The organism is Streptomyces sp. NPDC045968, assembly GCF_056430475.1.
Map to the genome: position 1 here is coordinate 114,000 of NZ_JBWKLF010000002.1, position 18,695 is coordinate 132,694.

Consider the following 18,695-nt stretch of genomic DNA (forward strand, 5'->3'; position numbering starts at 1 on the left):
TGCATCCGCCCCACAGAACCCCCCTCCCCCCCCCCCCCCCCCCCCCCCCCCCCCCCCCCCCCCCCCCCCCCCCCCCCCCCCCCCCCCCCCCCCCCCCCCCCCCCCGACGCCGGAAGTCGCTGTTCGTCAGGCGTTGGGGTCGAACGCGATGCCCGCCGGCTTCGCCTTTTCGAGGTGGTTGTTGAAGTTGCCGTCCTTGAGACCGAAGACGGCGCTTCCGAAGTCGGCCTGGCTCAGCTTGTCGCGGAGACCGGCGGGGTAGCCATTCCAGCCGACGAGGCGGGGGAACTGCCAGCTGTGCTGATGATTCTCCGGCGGCTCGTCGTTGGCGTTCGCGAGACGGAAGCAGTGCGTGCTCACACCGTCCTTGTGGTAGACGATCTTGGGGTGCGTACCGTCCCAGCGGACACTGTCACGCCCATGGATGTCGAAATTGCCGTGGGCCGAAGTGGACACGTACTGGGCCTGGTTGTTCTGCACCCAGACCACCACGTGCTCCCAGTCGTGGCGATGGCCTCCGAGGCTGCTGCCGGCCAGGGCCTGGTCCTTCTCGAAGTACAGGCCGTACATGATCGCGCACCAGCCGTTGTTGCACTTGTAGCGCGCGTAGCCGTTGGTGCTGTCGAGGTCCCACGAGTCACGGCACTGACCGTTGAGCGCGCCGCTCGGGTTGAGACCGGTGGCGATCGTGCCGTCCGGTCCGATGGCGGGGGTGGGGTAGCACCCGTCCGTGTCGTAGTCGTACGCCGGTTGGAATGTCTGCTCAAGGCCGTCCGCGACGGCGGGCAGCGCCGAGGGCGGAGCAGCGTAGGCGCCGCCCGGGAAGGCGATGACGAGGGCGATGGCGCTGCCAAGGGTCAGCGACACTCTGCGAATCCGCGAACTCTTCTTCAACTGTGTCCTCCTCGTCGACCGCGGCGTGGGGCACGCGACGAGATTGGCATGCCCATATCAGGTTCGGTGAACCCCGTTGCCGAGCCGATCCCTCGGGATGTCAGCACGGTGAAGCGACGGCCAACACGTGGGTCCAGTTGGCCTTGGCATCGCGGACGCCCGGAGCCCAACGCGGGCTGCGGAGCGGCCTAAGCGGGCAGCAGGCGAGTCTCGGCCTCAGGCAACTTGGCCCACCAGTGATGGAAGCGGCTGTACACCTGGGGATCCCGGTCGGCCAGCACCCCCGCCAGGGACCGCGCCTCAGAGGCCAACGCCTCCCACACGGCCTCCGACAGATCGTGGAAGGCCGTGGCCTCGATGCCGCCGTCGACCGGCCGCCACACCCCGGCGACGTAACCGTCGACCAGCAGCGTCGGGAGTACGTCGCCGTTGTTACGGATCACCAGTCGGCGATAGTCCGGCGGGATCATACGGCTGCGGTCTGCGTACGCAAGCAGGGTGCTGTCCCACATGGCCATCAGCCGAGGCGGGGCGGGGACGTCCGCGGGCGGGCGCGGGGCGCCGGGGACATCGAACAGGACGACGCCGTCGGGCCCTTCGACCTGCTCGACGGAGCCGCCGAGTGCGCTCAACGCCTGGCGGATCGGCGCCCGTTGCACCATGGCGAACTGGGCCACATCCGCGACCGAGGCCGGACCGAAGCCCTCCAGATAGCGCAGGACGAGGGCCCGCAGTGCCTGCGTCACCGTCTCCCGCCCCCTGGGCACGGGGCCCGTCCCCGCCGCCACGAACGACGACCGGGCAGCGAACGACCACGGGCCGCCCGTGGCGACATGATGCAGCGGCGCGTAGGCCCGCATCCCCCACCACGCCCCCGGTTGCCGGTCCGCACCGAGCCGCGCCTCAAGCCATGCCTTCATCTCCGCGGCCGTGCGAGGCCGGTCGGCGAAGGCCAGCAGCTCCGGCACGAGCTCATCGCCGTCCTCGGGAGCAAGCCCCGAAGCCGCGAAGCGGAAGCCCAGGCGCGAGCCGTACAACGTCGGCTGCATCGCCTCACGGAACACCTGGTAATCATCGGCATGCACGGTGTGCAGCGTGATCCGCATCAACGTCGCCTTGACGACTGCACGGCCGGTGAACCCGGCGTCCAGATCGGCCGCGTCGAAGTCGGTCACCCGATTCCACAAGGCGACGTAGGGCGAGGGGGCGTGCTGAGCCTGCACCGCGACGACGCGACGGACCGCGTCGACGACACTCAGAGGCGCCCGTTCCAGGAGGAGTTGACGACTCAGAGTGGCGCGATTGAGCTCGCGGGCGGTGATCTTCACGTCGAGGATTCTGCCGTGCGCCGCCCCAGGGACGCCAGGATGTTTCGCACACTGTTTCGATGGGCCGGGGGTTCCCAGGGGGGGCTTACGGGGCGTCGGCGGCCGACCCTCGAGGCCGACTAGGACTTGTCCGGCCGATCATGTGACCACTTTGTGTCCGGGCGGTTGATGCCGACATGGGGCGGGGTGATCTGAGTGACGCCGAGTGGGAACGGCTACGGCCGTTCCTGCCGGTCAGCAGCGGGCATTGTGGCAGGTGGCGGGACCACCGGCAGGTGATCGACGGGATTTTACACCGGGTCCGGACCGGCGCTCAGTGGCGTGACCTGCCCGAACGGTTCGGGCAGTGGAAGACCGTCTACGAACGGCACCGACTGTGGTCGGGCGACGGGACTTGGGAGCGTCTGCTCCAGCAGGTCCAGGCCGAGGCCGAGGCAGCGGGTGAGATCGACTGGGACATCTCTGTCGACTCCACCATCGTGCGGGCGCATCAGCACGCGGCCGGCGCCCGCACTGACCCGCCCGTCGGCACCCGCCTCAAAGGGGGCGGAAGTCCCAGAACACCAGGACGAAACCGCGTGGCAGAGCCTGCACGCCCGGCTGGTGGAGGTGGTGCGGGAGGTGAGGGTCTGGGCCGCTCGCGGGGCGGGTTCACCACCAAGCTTCACCTGAGCGCGGATGGCCGCTGCCGCCCGCTCTCTTTGCTCGTCACCCCAGGTCAGCGGGCGGACTGCACCCAGTTCAAGCCTGTTCTGGAGAAGATCCGCGTCCCGAAGTCCGGCCCGGGCAGGCCACGCAAGACGCCGGACAGCGTCGCGGCCGACAATGCCTACAGCAACGGCCCCTGCCGCGAGTACCTGCGGCGCAGGGGTATCCGGCACACGATCCCGGAAAAGACCGACAGCCAGGCCGCCCGCCTGCGCAAAGGCTCACGCGATGGACGACCACCCGGCTTCGACGAGGACCGGTACAAGAAACGCAACACCGTCGAACAGGCCAGCAACCGGCTCAAGCAGCACCGAGCCGTCGCCACCCGCTACGAGAAACGCCGTTATGTCTACCTCGGCACCGCGACCTGCAGCCCTCACCATCTGGCTCCGAACATGACCGATCGGACAAGTCCTAGGCGGCGGACTCCGCGTGCCGAAGGAGCCCCGACGGCTCCGGGTCCTAAAACGATTGCCCTCGGTACCCGGCGCGGTGTGACATGTGAGCATGAGCAGAATGGCGCAGGTCATCGTGTTGGCGCGGTACGAGGACGAGGTGATGGAGCCGCTGACGCGGCCGGACGAGGCCCGCACCTGGCACGGCTGCTTCGTGCAGATTCCCTGGTTCGTAGGGGGCTGGCACATCGAGTTCGAGCGGTGGAACGGGCGCCGCGGCGTGCTCAAGGACCTGGAGTCCCTGCCGTGGAACGATCCCGCCTGCGTGCAGGTCATGCTGCACGACGAGGACGACGACCTGTTCGGTCTGTGGATGTTCCGCGGCGGGGTCCTCGTGGAGGTGGGCATCCCTGGCACCCAGCGGGTGCACACCTCAGCCCAGTCGCGCGACGCGAACCCCGGTTTCCTGGTCCAAACCGGCCTGGGCAGGGGAGAGGACCGGCACTCGCCAGAGCACGTACAAGACCCACGGTCGTGCTGGTGACCCGGTCCAGGCCGGGGCCGGACGAATGCTGAAGTCGCCGTTGCCGGTCCTGCCCGTGGCCGGACCGGTTTCATCTGCTCCGAACATGATCGGCCGGACAAGTCCTAGGCCGCCGTCGAGGCCGAATCCGATGATGCCCAGCGCGCGAAGACGGCGTCCAGGTCGTACGGATCCCCGATTGGGCGGAGGCGTCGCCCAGGAGCGCGGATTCCGCGAGAAGGCCGTGAGGGGGACCGAGCTGAGCAGAGCAGCCCGGCCCGCAGCTCCCGCACAGCACTAGGCCGTCCCTTACTGATCACTCTCACGGGTGTGCGATAGGTTGCCCGCCATGACTGGACTCGGCCTCGTCGCCTGGCCGCCTGCCCCGATAAGGACCGAACGGCTCGTGCTCCGCGAGTCCGAGGCCCGGGACCGTGCGGCGTTCATCGAGCTGTTCGCCTCGCCAGAGGTGCGTACCTACCTCGGGGGCCCTCGATCGCGTGATGAGCTCGAGCGCGCAGTCCCAGAGGTGCCCGGGCGGCGCAGCGGTCTTTTCGTGATCGAACTCGGCGGAGCGATGATCGGCATGGTCGCGCTCGATCGGCGCGATGCAGAGCGCCCGGGACACGTCCATCCGAACGCCGGGGAGGCCGAACTCGGTTACACATTCCTGCCGGAAGCATGGGGATGCGGCTACGCCGCCGAGGCATGCGCAGCGGCACTCGACTGGTTCGCCGACGTACTCCCCGGCGAGCCGGTGGTGCTCTGCACCCAGACCGCCAACGACCGCTCGATGCGCCTCGCGGCCAAGCTGGGGTTCACCGAGGTGGAGCGGTTCGAGGAGTTCGGCGCCGAGCAGTGGTTCGGCGTATGGTCCTCGGTCACGCCTTCCGGGTGATCTGACTGGGAGACTGCTTGTGGGCGTCGCGGTCGAAGGCGGCTGGTCTGGCTCCGGCCCGTCCACGGCACTGACGAGGGGCGGCCTGGCCCGCAGGCTTCCTGGTGCGACTCCCTGATGGTGCGCGCAACGGGTTCCACCAGCTGCGGAAGGCGCCATCGAGGTGGTGAGGGTCCCGCAGGTCAACGAGGCACTACCCCTCGCCTACCTGCACGGTCTGTCAGGTGGCCGGGGGGCCGGTGGAACAACCACCGCACGGGCTCAAGGGGATCTTGTTCCGAATCCGCACCGATGTCCCGTGGCGTGACCTCCCGGAACGATGCGGCTCCTGGAAAAACCCTCTACGCACGGCATCGCCGCTGGTCGCGGACGGAACCTGGGACAGCATCCTGCACGCGGTCCAGCCCGACGCCGACCTGGCCGACCGGCCGGATCACTGGGGCATGGCCGGGGTCGACTGGACCTCCTGCCGGGCCCACCAGCGCGAGGCCGGTCCCCGCAAAGCCAAGCCGCGGGTCCCGAAAAGAGGACGACGCCCCAGAAACACCGCCCCAGCGAAGGGCTTGGACGGTCCCGGGGCGACCGCCTGACCTGGCTTGTTTCTATAACCTCTGCTTCGATCAGATTCCTGCTGGTCGAGGTAGACAAGAGAGCTCGCGTTGAGCTGAGTGCCAGCTCTCAATCTTCGTGCGACACACCGAGGTCGTGGCGCATAGCGGTTCTCATGGTTCGGAGCATCTCCCAGACCTCGTACTGAGACTGGACCGCGGTCTCCATCGTTTCGCCTGGTTCGGGGGCACCGCGTTCGAGGCGCTTGACCTGGCCATAGACCTTGTTCAGGGCTTGGTTGACGACGCTGGCTCGCATGAGCACTTCTTCGGGGGCGATCATCTGCGCTTCGGAGTATCGATCGCGGTGCGCGTTCTTCGCCTCTTCAAGTGCGTCGCTGTCAACCTCCTCCACGCCGCGTTCCCTCATGACGTGCAGGTGGCGGTTGAGTGCGGTGGTGAACTGCCTGGCATCTCGGTTGAGTTCCACATAGCAGTTGCGTCGCAGCGAACGGTTTTCGCGGACCTCCTCGTGGTCTCGAACGAGCTCCATCTCCAGGCGCTTCGCTCGTTCGGAGCCGCGCTGGGTAAGTAGCGCCCCTCCCAGGGTTCCTGCGACGCCTGCCACAGCGATGATCACTGAGCTGAGATCCACCGATGTACCCCGTGAAGTCTTCGGCCTCGTGCCCGCTGCACATGGCCCAGGCCGTCAAGTTTGCCCCTCCTCGGTGCGCCGGGGTTCGCTGCCCTTCTTGTGGTGGGTGGGGCGGCTTGTACGCCTCGCCGGTGGCGCGGGCTCTGCCCACGTCATGACGGGCGGCCGGGCGGCGGTTATTGGAACCCGTCGGTCGGCCAGGCCCGGGACGAGACAGTTTCGGTGCACTCGCTGGGGAGCCGGTCTTCGTGCACAGGTTCCTGAACCCCCTGCGGCCCCTGGCAGGCGTGAGCCTGGCGCCACGGCTGGGTCAGCCCGGCTTGACCGCGAGGGTCGCAAAATACTTCGACATGTATTGGGCGGATGCGTTGGATTGGTCTGGTGCCTCTGCGAAGCCGGTGAGGACGAACCCCGCGGCGAGTTGCCCGCCGATCTGGTCGGTGAGGGTGTGGCTGTATTCAAGAGCGGCATCCGCGCCGAACTTCGTGGCGCGTTCCTCGGCGGAGTACTGCGTGACATCGCTGTAGGGCAGTTTGTGCACGACGACCAGCTCGCCGCGCTCGTCGAGGGCCTCGTGGTCGAACAAGTACACATCAGGGTTGAGGAAGCCCACGAGCAGAGTTCCGCCCGGCCGCAGGACGCGGAAGCACTCACGCCACACCGGTGCCAAGTCGGGCACAAATAGGTTCGAGACCGGGTGGAACACAACATCGAATGCTGCGTCGCCGAAGGCGCTGAGATCGCGCATGTCACCCAGGACGGTGCGCAGCTCAAGTCCGTCGCGCTCCGCCACCATCTGGTCCTGGCCGAGCTGACGGGGCGAGTTGTCGAACACGGTGACCCGCGCCCCTGCGGCGGCGAGGATCGGACCCTGCTGGCCACCGCCGGAGGCCAGGCACAACACGTCCTTGCCGGTCAGGTCCGTCGGCAGCCAGGAGCGGTCGACTGGCTCACGCCCGATGAGAACAATCGACCAGTCGCCCATGCGAGCGCGCTCGACATCCTCAGCACTCACCGGCCTCGACCACTCGTTGCCCTCCTGGACATACTTGTCCCAGGCTGCCCGATTATGGGCACCGGGGTCGACGACATTGTCCTGCACGTTTAACTCCCTGCTACGGCCAAGCGGACACCTGCGGGACTGACAGTTCGGCGCCGCTAGCCAACACGATCACAGGTGCAGGCTCAACGAAATTAGTGGGCGTCGAGGCGCCCACAGGCTCGCCGGGTGGTTGCGCAGCGGGTGCGTAAGGGCTGGCTGATGGGGTTGCGGAAACCGTAGGCGTCGCGGGCGACGGTCTTGATGACCACCACGTCTCGACGGTTGTGGCCAGGCGCTGCGGTTGGGGAAGGCCTGCGTCGGTAGAACCGGTACAGCAGATCGCGGACCTGTTCCCGGTCCAGGCGGGCCCATGGCGCACCAGAATCAGGAGCACGTACCAACAGCTGGCCACGCTCATCAGTACGCAGCTGGGGAGAGAACCCCGTACGCCGACAGGCCGTCGAGCAAGGCTAGAGACCCTTGCCGATCGTGATCACGGCTGGGCAGCGTGGCGACTCCCCTCAGTCCGTACCCGTACTGAAGAAGGTCCGAGCCGAGTACTCGCTGACAAGGCGTACGCCTCCCACGAGAACCGCGCCTTACCTGCGCAAACGCCGGAGCCGATCCACCGCCCCGGACAAGGCCGACCAGGCCCCCAACTGCAAGGAACTCGGCACTCCCGGTAGTCGATCTTGTCGAACTTCGGCGGGCGGCGGCCGCCGATAAGGCACCGGGCAGTCGCCACGCGAAACGACGGACTCGCTGCCCGCTACGCAGCTACCGTCCTCGTCGCGGCCATCCACGAGTGCTGTGACCAGCACCTTCCCCCCGTGCCTCGGGAGGACCGTCAGCGGTGGCCCAGTACGTTGACCACCCGGCCGTTGGGGTCACGGACGAAGAACCGGCGCACACCCCACTTCTCGTCCTGCAAAGGGTGCACGATCTCCGCACCGCTCTCCCGCATGACTGCATAAGCCGCGTCCACATCGTCCACCTCGACACTCATGTCGGGAGTGACCGGCGCGGTCTTGTCGCTGGACATGAAGCTGACCTGCGCCGCCGGACTCGACGAGGAAGCGAGCGTCATGATCCAGCCGTGATTCATGACCTCCTCAAATCCGAGCAGACCGTAGAACTCTCGGCTCTCCTCCACAGCCTCCGACTGAACATTGGGTACAACACGGCGAACGGCCATCGACAACTCCAAGCGAGAGACGTGTCTTGTGGCTCTCCAGAACTACTACGCCACACCAGCCGCCACACGCACTTTCGATACACGCCCGAAAGCGTGTTGCAGAATCCTTGGGCTGGGCATGCGGGGCCGGGTTGTTGTGTGGCCGTGTCGATCATGTGGCCAGGGCGTGGTTGTGGAGTGTGGCGACGGCTTGGACTGCATAGTGGAGGGCGTTGCCGCCTTGCCGGCAGTCGCGGAGGATCTTGTTGGTGTCCGATGTGTTGCCGGGTACCGGGCGGGCCGGCGCGATCACGAGCTTCCTCTCGGCGTCGATGATGACCTGCACGTTCGCGGAGAAGAGTAGTGGCGTGAGGAGGCGCCGGCCTTCCGGTCCCGGACCGGGATCAGGGTGCCGTCCACGCTCCACAGCCGTTCCACGGCGTCAGCCGGGCGGGGGGCGGGCTCGATCGTCAGGAGCGGCCGCAGCCGATGGATGACCCCGCATACGGTGGCCGGCGAGCAGTCGAACAGCGGTGCGAGCTGCCGCATCGTGCGGTTCGTCCGGCAGTACACAGCCACCAGCAGCGCCCGCCCCGCCAACGCCAGGCACCACGGCCGCCCGACCCCCGCGGGCCCTCACCACCACACTCACGCACCACCCCTAACAACCGCTCAAACTGGCCCGTCCGCAGACCGGTGAACGCCTCAACCCACACCACCTTGCGCGCAACACCGCACGCTTACACAGAAATTGCCCAGACCAGAGCGTTCCGCGACACGCTTCAGACGCGCTCCAGTGGGCGGTGCGGACCAACGGGCAGTTCGACGTCGATGGTGTCGCCGGGACGCACCCGTCCCTCTTGCCGCACCACACCCATGATCCCCGCCTTGAACACGAAATCCCCTGTGCTCTCGTCGAGTGCGAAAACCTCCTGCAGAAGGCCCTCCTGGAATTCGTTGAGCTTCGCGCACGGGTTGCGCAGCCCTGTCACCTCCACGATCGCCTCCTCACCAAGGCGCAGCAAGGCCCCGGTGGGCAGGCCGAGCAGGTCGATTCCGCGAGTGGAAATGTTCTCGCCGAGTTGACCCGCGGCGACGGTGAAGCCCTTCATGGCGAGCTCGTCGAACAGTTCCTCGTGGATGAGGTGCACCTGGCGCAAGTTGGGCAGATCCGGCTCGTACGTCATACGGAACTGGTGCTTGATGGTCTCCCCCGCGTGGACGTCACCCTCCACGCCGAGCCCGGCGAGCAGCGTGATGCTCGTACGGTTCGGTTTGCTGAACGAGTACGTTCCATTGCTGCTCACAGCCGTAACCCGTGCCATGCGTGCCCACTTTCCGTCGTCCGTGTGTCCTCGTGCCCGGCCAGCGTAAGCGGGCGCAGACCGCCGTGGTCAGGGCCGGGCGGGAGGGCCGGGGGTTGCGTCGGCGGGTCTGTCGATCCGGTAGACGTAATGGGTGCGGTCGTCGACCGGGTTGTCCGGGTCCAGGTCGGCGGTGCCAGTCCTGCGGAGCCCGGCCTTCTCCAACGCCCGCCACGACGCGCGGTTGGCCGTGTGGACCGGGACAACGACTGCGGACGCATCCGGATAGTCGGTCCACGTGGCCTTCACCATCGTCCGGATGATGCGCGGGCCCAGCCCCTGCCCCACCCGCGCGGGGTCGCCGAGCAGGTAGTCGATCGTCACCGCCGTGTCGGGCAACTCGACCTGGCCGGCCAACTCCGCCCGGTAGTCGGGGTAGTCCGCGAACCGGCACCGCTGGACCAGGGCAACCGGGGTGCCGTCAAGCATGACCAGCAGATCCTCGGACGGCTCCTCGCCACGCGCCGCCGGCCCGAAGTCCCGTGCGACCGCCTCAGCGGACGTGTCATGGTGCCACCACCGGTGAACGTGTGGCTGCAGGAGCCATTCCTGCAACAACCCGAAGTCTCCCTCGGTCACCCGACGCCACGTGATCACGATGCCTCCTCGCCCGGCCGAAGCGGGTCGAAGCCGCAGGCTCGACCTGCGCTGTTCCGCCCTCGACGGCACCGACCACCGTACCCACGAGCGAAGACCAGCCGTACCCGCCTGGGCACTGTCCGGCGGATCATGCGACCTTCCGACCGGTGGCGCTCGTTGGTTCGGATAGGGGTCGGGGGATCCAGCGAATCGGGAGTGTTCGCTTCTGGAGCCGCAGCTGCCGCTGGACAGGGCCCGGTCTTCCGCCGCGTTCATATGCCGCCATTGCGGAACCTGCGGAGCGATCGACGCTCCGCACGTTCCGCAATCGCCAGGGCCGGGCGGGCGTCCGCACCGCACCCACCGCGTCGGGCAGCACCTTCGCGCTGCGGTCCGGTGCTCGCGTGGCTACGAGGGGACGGCGGCGCCGGCGGCGTACGAGTCGTCGGGCTCCGGCTCGGCCGACGGGGCGCTGAGCTGCTCGCGCAGGTAGTTCCAGACCACCGCGACCAGCGCGGCCACCGGTACCGCGAGCAGGCTGCCCACGACGCCGGCCACGCTGCCGCCCAATGTCACCGCCAGCAGGACCACCGCAGCGTGGAGGCCGAGTCCGCGGCTCTGGATCATGGGCTGGAACACGTTGCCCTCGAGTTGCTGCACCACGAGGATGATGGCCAGCACGATCAGCGCATCCGTCAGGCCGTTCGAGACCAGCGCGATGAGCACCGCGACCAGTCCGGCGAACAGGGCGCCCACGATCGGGACGAAGGCCGAGATGAAGGTCAGTACGGCCAGGGGAAGCGCCAGAGGTACTCCCAGGATCCACAGACCGAGGCCGATGAAGACGGCGTCGAGGAGGCCGACGAATGCCTGGGAGCGTACGAAGGCGCCCAGGGTCTCCCAGCCGCGCGCGGCCACGATCGGGACGTCGGTGGCCAGTCGGCCGGGGAGCTGACGGGTGAGCCACGGCAGGAACCGCGGGCCGTCCTTGAGGAAGAAGAACATCAGGAACAGCGCGAGGAATGCGGTGACCACACCGTTCAACACGGTGCTCAGGCCCGTGGCGACGGCGGTGACCATGCTGCCGATGCTGTCCTGAACGCGCGCGATCGCCGTGTCGAAGGCACCACTGATCTGGTCGTCGCCGATGTTCAGCGGCGGCCCGGCAGCCCACTCGCGCAGCCTCTGGATGCCTTCGACCACACCGTCGGTCAGCTCGCCGGACTGGGACGCGACCGGCACCGCGATCAGCGCCACGATGGCCGTGAGCACGAGGAGGAACAGGATGGTGACGGCCGACGCCGCAAGGGCGGGGTTCCAGCCGTGCCGACGCAGGAAGCGGGTGGGGGGCCAGGTCAGGGTGGTGAGGAACAGGCCGACGACGATCGGCCAGACGACCGGCCACATCCAGCCCAACGCCCACACGGCCGCCGCGGCCGCGACGAGAACCAGCAGCAACTCGACGGAGACACGAGCCGTTGTCCGGAGCGCGGCGGCCGTCTTTATGGAGCTCAAGGTGGCAGACATGGGGGTCACCCTATTGATACTCGGGTCGCACACCGAAATGGCGCCCGGGCAGGACACCTTGCCGCCCTGTCGTTCTCTGGTCTCCGGTGCGGTTTCGGGCTCACGATGCCTGACGGAACATCGTCGGACCGGGCCGGTCTCCGTCGGTGGGAACAACACCCGACTCGGCGGAGACCTCCCCCGTCCGAACCCCTCACGGGCCTACGCCGAGAGCGCCGCTCACGTCCCGGTGACGGACTCCTGAGGTGCCGAGCAGTCCGGCGTCAGCAGGTGCGGCCGACGTAGTGGGCTCCCTGAATGCTGCTCGCCGAGCCGAGCCAGGTGTCGCCGGGGCCCACGCAGCGCTCGTAGTTCGGGCCGAAGACCTCCACCTCGATGATGACGTTCGATCCGTCGGAGGTGCAGTGGTTGTAGCGGGCGTCGGAGCTTGTTTCGTAGAACCCGCAGGGGTTCAGCGCCGTCACGGCCTGGCCGGCGGCAGCAGTGGCAGTCGCCGCGGGAGCGAGGCCCAGGCACAGGGCCGCCGCGGCACCGATGGACAGCAGCGAATGACGAACACGCATCGCGATCTCCTCATGGGTCAGCAAGTGCCCGAGCGCTGATCACTCGGGCACTTGATGATCACGGAGCCGTGTTCCCAGCGGCGGCCATATTGCCCCGTACGGAGCAGTAAGTGCAGCCGATCGGGCCGCGCGTGGACCCCTCGCCGTCGATCATTCGCTTTCCTGGGCCGCAGGGACGGTCAGCCGGACGAACGTTTCGCCTGCGGGGTTGCGGCGTATGCGAGAACGTCACGGAATCGCCTTCTCCCGGTTACGCGAGCGGCCGCCGCCCCGTGCCATGCTCCCGGTTACAAAAAGTCAACACGCGTAGAACGCGGCGCCGTTGAGGCATCGTGCCGCAGTCCGACGCGTACCGTCCCCCGGGAAAGGGCACCCCCATGTCCGTTGCGCAGATAGGCAGATGGAAGGTGGCGGCGGCGGCCATATCCACCGTCCTCATCGGCCTGACCCTTCCGACGGTCGCCGCGAGTCCCGCGAGCGCCACGACCACCGCGTACGACAGCACGTACTACAAGAACGCGATCGGCAAGACCGGCACGAGCCTGAAGTCCTCGCTGCACACGATCATCAGCCCGCAGACCAAGATCTCGTACGACGCGGTCTGGAACGCGCTGAAGGTCACCGACCAGGACCCGAACAACAGCGGCAACGTGATCCTGCTGTACAGCGGAACCTCACGCAGCAAGACCCTCAACGGCGGCGACGTCGGCGACTGGAACCGTGAGCACGTGTGGGCGCAGTCGCACGGCGACTTCGGCACCTCGGCCGGCCCCGGTACCGACCTCCACCACCTGCGCCCCGCGGACGTGCAGGTCAACAGCATCCGCGGCAACAAGGACTTCGACACCGGCGGCAGCGCGGTCAGCGGCGCGGCCGGCAGTTACACGGACTCCAACTCCTTCGAGCCGCGCAACGCGGACAAGGGAGATGTGGCCCGCATGATTCTCTACATGGCCGTCCGATACGAGGGGGACGACGCCTGGGCCGATCTGGAGCCCAACGACTCGGTCTCCAACGGCAGCGTCCCGTACCACGGCCGCCTCTCCGTTCTGAAGCAGTGGAACGAGCAGGACCCGCCGAGCGCCTTCGAGGAGAAGCGCAACCAGGTCATCTACGACACCTACCAGAAGAACCGCAACCCCTTCATCGACCACCCCGAGTGGGTCGAGGCGATCTGGTAGACCGTCGGCCCAGGGCTCATCTCGCCGCGGGGAGATGAGCCCTGGGCCGGGCAGCCGGCCGACCGGCCTACCCAAGCTGGTCGAGCAGCCCCTCCGCACGATTCTTCAGTTCTGCGGCCTGCGGCCCTTCCAGTGCGGCGAGTTCAGTGATGAGAGCGGTCACTCGGGCGGTTCCGCTCTCCGCACGCCCCAGCTCCTCTTCCGTCCATGCCGCGTAGGCCACGCACTGGAAACGCTCCTCGAGTGCGTCCTCTCCGAACCCGGCGTAGAGCGCGGCGGCCTGATCGAGCAGGCTCACCATCTCCTCCCGCGTGGCATGCGCCTCCCGCGAGGACTGGTCCGCGTCCCTACCCTCGTCATCGTCGTCGTCATCATCCGCCAGCCCGTCCCGAAGCAGCCGTGCGAGCTGCTGCCAGGTCTGGGCCCGCTCGTATCGCATCCCGGGCTCCTCGGACCCGTCGACCACGGACAACGCCTGCTCCATCAGGTCGCGCGCCCGTGCGATCCCCGCCTCGGAATCCTCGTCCTCCGCGGCCAGCCACGCCAGCGAGCGCACTATGCGCACCTCCGCCACCGGGTTGCCGCCCACGCGCCGCCAGAGCTCCAACGACCGCCCGTAGGCGGCTTCGGCCTCCCCGTGCAGTCCCGCGGCGGCGAGAGCCTCGCCGGCCGAGTGGGCGAGACCGGCCTCGAACCGGGGCTCGTCCCACCCCTTGGCGGTCTCCGCGGCCAGCAGATACTGCTCAGCCGCCGCGCGCGGGTCGTGCAGCTCCCGGAGCAGGCCGCCGAGCAGTTCCCTGGCCTGTACTCCCTCCCCCTCGCCGTGCTCCAGCAGGTCCGGCAGGGCCGACGCGAGCACCTCCGCCGCCTCGACGGTGCGTTCGGCCGCCGCGTAGGCCCGTGCCAGAAGCAGTCTGGCCCGGGCCCCCGATGTGGCCCCGAGCCCTGCCTGGTCGAGCCAGTGCGTCGCGTCGAGGGCGTGCAGCACCGCTTCCTCCGCCTGATCACCTCGGCGGAGCAGGACGTCCGCGAGGGTCAGCCGTACGCCGGCCTGGTCGGCGCCCCCTGCCAACTCGGCGGCGTGGCCGAGCGCGGTACGGGCGGTGGACTCCGCGGCCTCCAGCTCGCCGCGCGCTGCCAGCACACTGGCCTGGATGGACAGCGGTTCCACCGCGTCCCAGGGCTGCTCCGCCGCCAGGAGGCGTCGTGCGGCCGAGCTGAGCAGAGGCACCGATCGGTCGAGGTCGTCGACCGCGAGGGCCAGTTTCGCCAGGAGCAGTTCGCCGTCCGCGACCAGGTCGGCCACACTTCCCGCACCGGCCGTCAAGGCCGCCGGCTCATGGCCGTGCTCGGCGACGAAGGCTTCCAGATCAGCCACCAGACGGTCGTCCACGGGTGATTCCGGTTCGCCCGCTGCCCGTTCCCGCAGGTGCGACTCGATGCGCAGGGTGGTGAGCTCGGCACCGACGAGGCGTCGAGGGCGTTCCGGGTCGGTCTCCTCCAGTGCCTGTGCCGAGCGCATGGCAACGGCGAGCAGTTCCCGGATCTCCGCGGGATCGGCGTCGAACTGTGTGGCACACCCCGCGATCGCCAGCTGCGCGTGGCAGGCCCGGCTGTGCTGTCCGGCGGCTCGGTAGGACGCGGCCGCCTCGGCGTACAGGGAACGGGCCGTCGGGTCACCGGCGACCGCCGCGGTCGCCGCGCGGTGCGCGAGCAGGTCCGCGGCCAACGCGGGGTCGGAGAGGGCGGCGTCGTCCGTGCCTTCCCCGCCCTCTCCGGCGAGCCGGACCGCCTGTGCCCACAGCCCTTCGGCGGACGGGTGCCCTTTCTGCCGGGCCGCACGGGCGCGGTCGACGAGCTCGGCGAAGGCCGGTTCCGTACCGCCTTCCGCTGTGCCACGTTCCGTCGGGCGTGCTTCGGTTCCGTCCGGCCGGACGGCCTGGGCACGGCGAGGCGCGGTGGGCAGCTCCGCACTGCGCACGCCCAGGGGCAGCGTCCCCACCAGCGGCTGCTGTCCGACCCGGTCGACCAGCCGCTGGGAGACGAGCGACGTACCGTTACGCGCGTCGAAGCGGGCGGCGATGTCCGTGGCCGCTGTGTACAGCAGCTCGTACAGCTCCTTCGCGCTGCGGATCGCGCCCTGGTACGAGACGGTGGGTCCGTCTCCGTGTCCCAGGTCGGTGAGCCGGCGCAGCAGGACGAGGACGCCCCCGGCGAACTCCATCTGCGACTCGACGTCCGCGAGGGGGCCGAGGTGGCCGGCGTGCTCGGCGAGGATCTCCAGGCCTCGTGACTCGTTGCCGGTCAGCGCGCAGAACTCGATGTGCTCACCGATGGAGCGCAGCAGGCTCTCCTTGCCGCGGACCATGCGGTAGCCGCGGAGGTGGTACGTCCGGGCCTCATCGGTCCGGCCTGCGCGGACGAGGGGAAGGAGGGCGTGGGCGAGCACCCGGTGGGGCTCCTCCATGCAGCCCAAGCCGTCGGACAGGACCGGCTGCCAGACCTCGATCGCCTTCACGTCGTCGCCCTTGCGCGCCCAGTACCAGCCCTGGGTGTTGATCTCACAGGCATGGCAGTCGCTCATCGCGTCCCGTTCGGCCGCCGCCCAGCGGGTGATGGCGCGCTCCATCCGGGCCTGGTCGCCGGTCGCGTCGGCGAGGTAGAACTCGGCCTGCCGCACGGCTCGTTCGCTGTATCCGGCCAGCCGGTAGCGGCGTTCCATGTCCGTCAGCCAGCCGTCCACCGCCGTGAGCGGGATCTCCGGGGACTCGACGATCCGCCCGGCCACCCACTTGAACCGCCAGAAGAGGCGGTGCACTTCGTGGGAGGCGAAGGCGCCCGGGTCACGGTCGTACTCCTGGAGCAGCCTGGCGAAGGGGACGACCATCTTGGTGCGCTCGGCGCTGTACTCGTAGGCCTCGATCATGACGACGAGGGCCCGGCGGAACAGCTCCCGGTCTCCCGTGGCCTCGGCGGCAGCGCCAAGCGCCTCGGCATGCGCGTTGCGCGCCGTGCCGTGCGGGGCGCGGGCGTTCTCGCCGAGCTCGCGGCGGATCTCCTCGGGGGTCATGGTGGTCACTTCTGGTTCTCCTGGGTGTTCGAGTGGGTCGCCCATTCCAGAAGCCCGAGGAAGGCACGGTTGAGCAGGGTGGAGTCGGCGGGGCGCAGGGGCCGCTGCGACATGAGCAGCGCCTGACCGTACAGCGACTCGACGGCGGTGCCGGTCAGTTCGTCGTCGGGCAGGCCGGCGATCCGGCGGATGAGCGGGTTGTTGTGGTTCAGGACCAGCCGGGCCCGGGGTGCGGAGCCGCGCAGCGAGCCGAGGATGTCGTTCCACAGCGAGTCGGCGTTCTCCTGGGCGGTGACCCGGTCCCGCTCCTGCCGTGCCTGACGGTCGTCCAGGAACAGCGCGGGCACGCTCACCGGCTGGAACGCGCGCAGCGCCACATCGCAGCCGTGCGGGTCCAGGCGGGTGCGGGCGGTGGCGAGGAAGGAGGCGAGGGCCAGCTCAGCGGTGGTGGAGACCGGGTCGAGCCGGTCGGTGACGGCTCCGGCGTCGAGTTCGCTGACCTTCAGACCCGGCCGGATGGCGGGCAGCAGGGCGAGCAGTTCGGCGTCGTAGGTGTAGCCGGCGTTGACGACACCGAGGCCGTGGGCGGCGGCGATGGGTGCGATCTGCCGGAACTCCTCCACGGTCCGGGTGAAGTGGATCTCGTCGTGTGCCGCGGCGAACTCCTCCAGGCCGACATTCCCGTCGCTGGTCTCGAAGGGCAGCCAGGGGAGCATGAGCTCGAAGAGCTCCGCGTCGTGGCGGGCCAGTGACTTCACACCGAGGTGGTGGACGCGCAGGAAGTCCGAGAGTCGCTGCGGGTCACCTGCGGCGAGCTCGGTCAGCCACTGCCGGACGCGGGCGCCGAGCGCGTCACGTACGGCGGCGAGTGTCTCGTCGTCGTACAGGTTCTCGCGCGAGGCGGTCGGCCGCAGCGAGTCCGTGTCCACGACGGCCCGTACGAAGAAGGCCCAGTCGGGCAGCAGGTTGCTCGCGTGATCGGTGAGGAGCATGCCCTTGAGGTAGGTGCGGTGCCCGGCCTTGTGCGCGGGGCTGGTCGGCTCTGGGAGTACGTACGCCACTCCGCGTACTCCGGCGACCGGCAGGTCGAGGTCGATGGTGTCGAGCGGAGTGAATCCGAAGACGCGTGTGCAGTGCCCTGCGAGCGCCACCCGGCGGGAGGCCGGGGTGGGGTAGGCGCGGTCCCAGACGGCGGGACGATCGGTGACCGGTCGCTCGCTGCCGTCCGTGTCGGCGAACGTGATGTCGTACGGGAGGAGCGATCCGAAGTCGCGGGCCAGTGTCTCGACACGGGAGGGCTCCATCCACTCCCCCGCGCCGGGGCGCGCCTCCAGGTACACGGTGGTGCCGGGCTCGGGCCGTGCCTCGTCCGGCAGCACCCGGACCGTGTACGAGCCGTCGTCGGATGCGAGCCATTCCACCGGTGCGGCACCGGGCGTGCGTGCGGAACGGGTGACGACTCTGATCCGCCGCGCCACCACGAAACAGGCGAGCAGGCCGATGCCGAACTGGCCGAGGAACTCGCGCCTGGCGGACTCCAGTCCGTGCTCCCCACCGCGCTTGGAGCTGCGGCCGATGGTGGCGAGCAGGGTGTGGACCTCCTCGGACGTCAGACCGATGCCGCTGTCCTCGATGGACACCGTGCCCTCGGCGGCGCGGAGCCGGATGTGGATGCGCGCGGCGGGGTCGAGGGCCTGTCGGGCGGTGACGGCGTCCACGGCGTTCTGCAGCAGCTCACGGACGTATACCCGGGGGCTGGAGTAGAGATGGTGGGACAGCAGGTCGACCAGCCCGCGCAGGTCGACCTGGAAGCTGTTGACGTCCGGCGCCGTCGCTTCGTCCGGGGTGGCGGAAGTCATGGTGCATCACCTCGTGTACGCATGGGTTAACAGACGACCTCGAGGTATCCCCCCTCACAGATCGCGAAGTGAGACACAGCGTAAGGGGGAGCACTGACAACCGCCCCTGAGATACTGCCCGCCCGGCTTCATACGCCGCCCGCCCGTCGGGCTACGGGCGGCGAGGCTCACGGTGGAGCTGTTCCGCCTCCGTCGGGACTCCGGGCCAGGGCAGAGGGGTTAAGCCGGTCCACGGCTCACTGAGCAGGCGGACCGGTGTGTCCCGCGCGCTGCGGCCAGGCAAGCCCACCGGCAAGATCCGATGCCACGACGAGGCGTACGTCTGCTGTCGTGAGGCCGGCCGGGTGCAGGGCGACGGCCTCGCTTGCTCCCAGGGGTGCGGGTGCG

Annotated in this window: 15 protein-coding genes and 3 pseudogenes; 5 read left to right on the top strand and 13 right to left on the bottom strand. The window is 68.9% G+C overall.

Annotated elements, in window-relative coordinates:
* Positions 1-126: 126 nt before the first annotated feature.
* Together AC07FA_RS06170 and AC07FA_RS06175 are read right to left on the bottom strand one after the other, a co-directional pair.
* Entirely contained in the window at positions 127-894 is a 768-nt protein-coding gene (locus tag AC07FA_RS06170) for an NPP1 family protein (RefSeq protein ID WP_479073519.1), read from the bottom strand.
* Positions 895-1,082: 188 nt separating this feature from the next.
* The gene (locus AC07FA_RS06175) at positions 1,083-2,222 is read right to left on the bottom strand and encodes a winged helix DNA-binding domain-containing protein (RefSeq protein ID WP_479073520.1); all 1,140 of its coding nucleotides are present in this window, start codon (positions 2,220-2,222) and stop codon (positions 1,083-1,085) included.
* Positions 2,223-2,398: 176 nt separating this feature from the next.
* On the opposite strand from AC07FA_RS06175, the gene AC07FA_RS06180 reads away from it, so the two are divergent.
* The 4 genes and pseudogenes from AC07FA_RS06180 to AC07FA_RS06195 form a co-directional block, all read left to right on the top strand.
* Positions 2,399-3,329 (top strand): IS5 family transposase gene (locus AC07FA_RS06180; protein WP_479073521.1). Its coding sequence is split into 2 segments (ribosomal slippage): positions 2,399-3,300 and positions 3,299-3,329, totalling 933 coding nucleotides; the frame shifts between segments, so codons are not numbered across the junction.
* Positions 3,330-3,437: 108 nt separating this feature from the next.
* Positions 3,438-3,869, top strand: coding sequence for a hypothetical protein (locus tag AC07FA_RS06185; RefSeq protein ID WP_479073522.1), 432 nt, complete (start codon positions 3,438-3,440; stop codon positions 3,867-3,869).
* A gap of 328 nt (positions 3,870-4,197) precedes the next feature.
* Positions 4,198-4,746, top strand: coding sequence for a GNAT family N-acetyltransferase (locus AC07FA_RS06190; protein ID WP_479073523.1), 549 nt, complete (start codon positions 4,198-4,200; stop codon positions 4,744-4,746).
* A 231-nt stretch (positions 4,747-4,977) separates the two neighbouring features.
* Positions 4,978-5,326, top strand: a pseudogene (locus AC07FA_RS06195) (transposase); the annotation flags it as partial.
* A 98-nt stretch (positions 5,327-5,424) separates the two neighbouring features.
* On the opposite strand, the gene AC07FA_RS06200 reads toward AC07FA_RS06195, so the two are convergent.
* From AC07FA_RS06200 to AC07FA_RS06240, 9 genes and pseudogenes are all read right to left on the bottom strand, one after another.
* Complete coding sequence (locus tag AC07FA_RS06200; protein ID WP_479073524.1) at positions 5,425-5,934, bottom strand: hypothetical protein; 510 nt, start codon at positions 5,932-5,934, stop codon at positions 5,425-5,427.
* A gap of 69 nt (positions 5,935-6,003) precedes the next feature.
* Positions 6,004-6,259: pseudogene (locus AC07FA_RS06205) on the bottom strand (NF041680 family putative transposase); the annotation flags it as partial.
* The gene (locus AC07FA_RS06210) at positions 6,260-7,051 is read right to left on the bottom strand and encodes a class I SAM-dependent methyltransferase (RefSeq protein WP_479073525.1); all 792 of its coding nucleotides are present in this window, start codon (positions 7,049-7,051) and stop codon (positions 6,260-6,262) included.
* Between the two features lie 787 nt (positions 7,052-7,838).
* Positions 7,839-8,186: a VOC family protein gene (locus AC07FA_RS06215; protein WP_479073526.1), complete on the bottom strand. Its 348-nt coding sequence runs from the start codon at positions 8,184-8,186 to the stop codon at positions 7,839-7,841.
* Positions 8,187-8,337: 151 nt separating this feature from the next.
* Positions 8,338-8,884 (bottom strand): annotated as a pseudogene (locus AC07FA_RS06220) (helix-turn-helix domain-containing protein).
* Between the two features lie 63 nt (positions 8,885-8,947).
* Positions 8,948-9,490: an MOSC domain-containing protein gene (locus tag AC07FA_RS06225; RefSeq protein ID WP_479073527.1), complete on the bottom strand. Its 543-nt coding sequence runs from the start codon at positions 9,488-9,490 to the stop codon at positions 8,948-8,950.
* A gap of 69 nt (positions 9,491-9,559) precedes the next feature.
* Positions 9,560-10,126 carry a GNAT family N-acetyltransferase gene (locus tag AC07FA_RS06230; protein WP_479073528.1) on the bottom strand — a complete coding sequence of 189 codons (567 nt, stop codon included), beginning with the start codon at positions 10,124-10,126 and terminating at the stop codon, positions 9,560-9,562.
* A gap of 390 nt (positions 10,127-10,516) precedes the next feature.
* Positions 10,517-11,635, bottom strand: coding sequence for an AI-2E family transporter (locus tag AC07FA_RS06235; protein WP_479073529.1), 1,119 nt, complete (start codon positions 11,633-11,635; stop codon positions 10,517-10,519).
* Positions 11,636-11,898: 263 nt separating this feature from the next.
* On the bottom strand, positions 11,899-12,198 hold the full coding sequence (locus AC07FA_RS06240; protein WP_479073530.1) for a DUF6355 family natural product biosynthesis protein: 300 nt from the start codon (positions 12,196-12,198) through the stop codon (positions 11,899-11,901).
* Between the two features lie 377 nt (positions 12,199-12,575).
* Between AC07FA_RS06240 and AC07FA_RS06245 the strand changes: the two genes are divergently transcribed.
* Complete coding sequence (locus AC07FA_RS06245; RefSeq protein ID WP_479073531.1) at positions 12,576-13,379, top strand: endonuclease I family protein; 804 nt, start codon at positions 12,576-12,578, stop codon at positions 13,377-13,379.
* Between the two features lie 67 nt (positions 13,380-13,446).
* Here AC07FA_RS06245 and AC07FA_RS06250 read toward each other — a convergent pair whose 3' ends face one another.
* Both AC07FA_RS06250 and AC07FA_RS06255 read right to left on the bottom strand, forming a co-directional pair.
* Positions 13,447-16,458, bottom strand: coding sequence for a tetratricopeptide repeat protein (locus tag AC07FA_RS06250; RefSeq protein WP_479073532.1), 3,012 nt, complete (start codon positions 16,456-16,458; stop codon positions 13,447-13,449).
* Complete coding sequence (locus tag AC07FA_RS06255; RefSeq protein ID WP_479073533.1) at positions 16,455-18,308, bottom strand: HSP90 family protein; 1,854 nt, start codon at positions 18,306-18,308, stop codon at positions 16,455-16,457. The genes AC07FA_RS06250 and AC07FA_RS06255 overlap by 4 nt, the downstream gene beginning before the upstream one ends.
* Positions 18,309-18,695 lie beyond the last annotated feature (387 nt).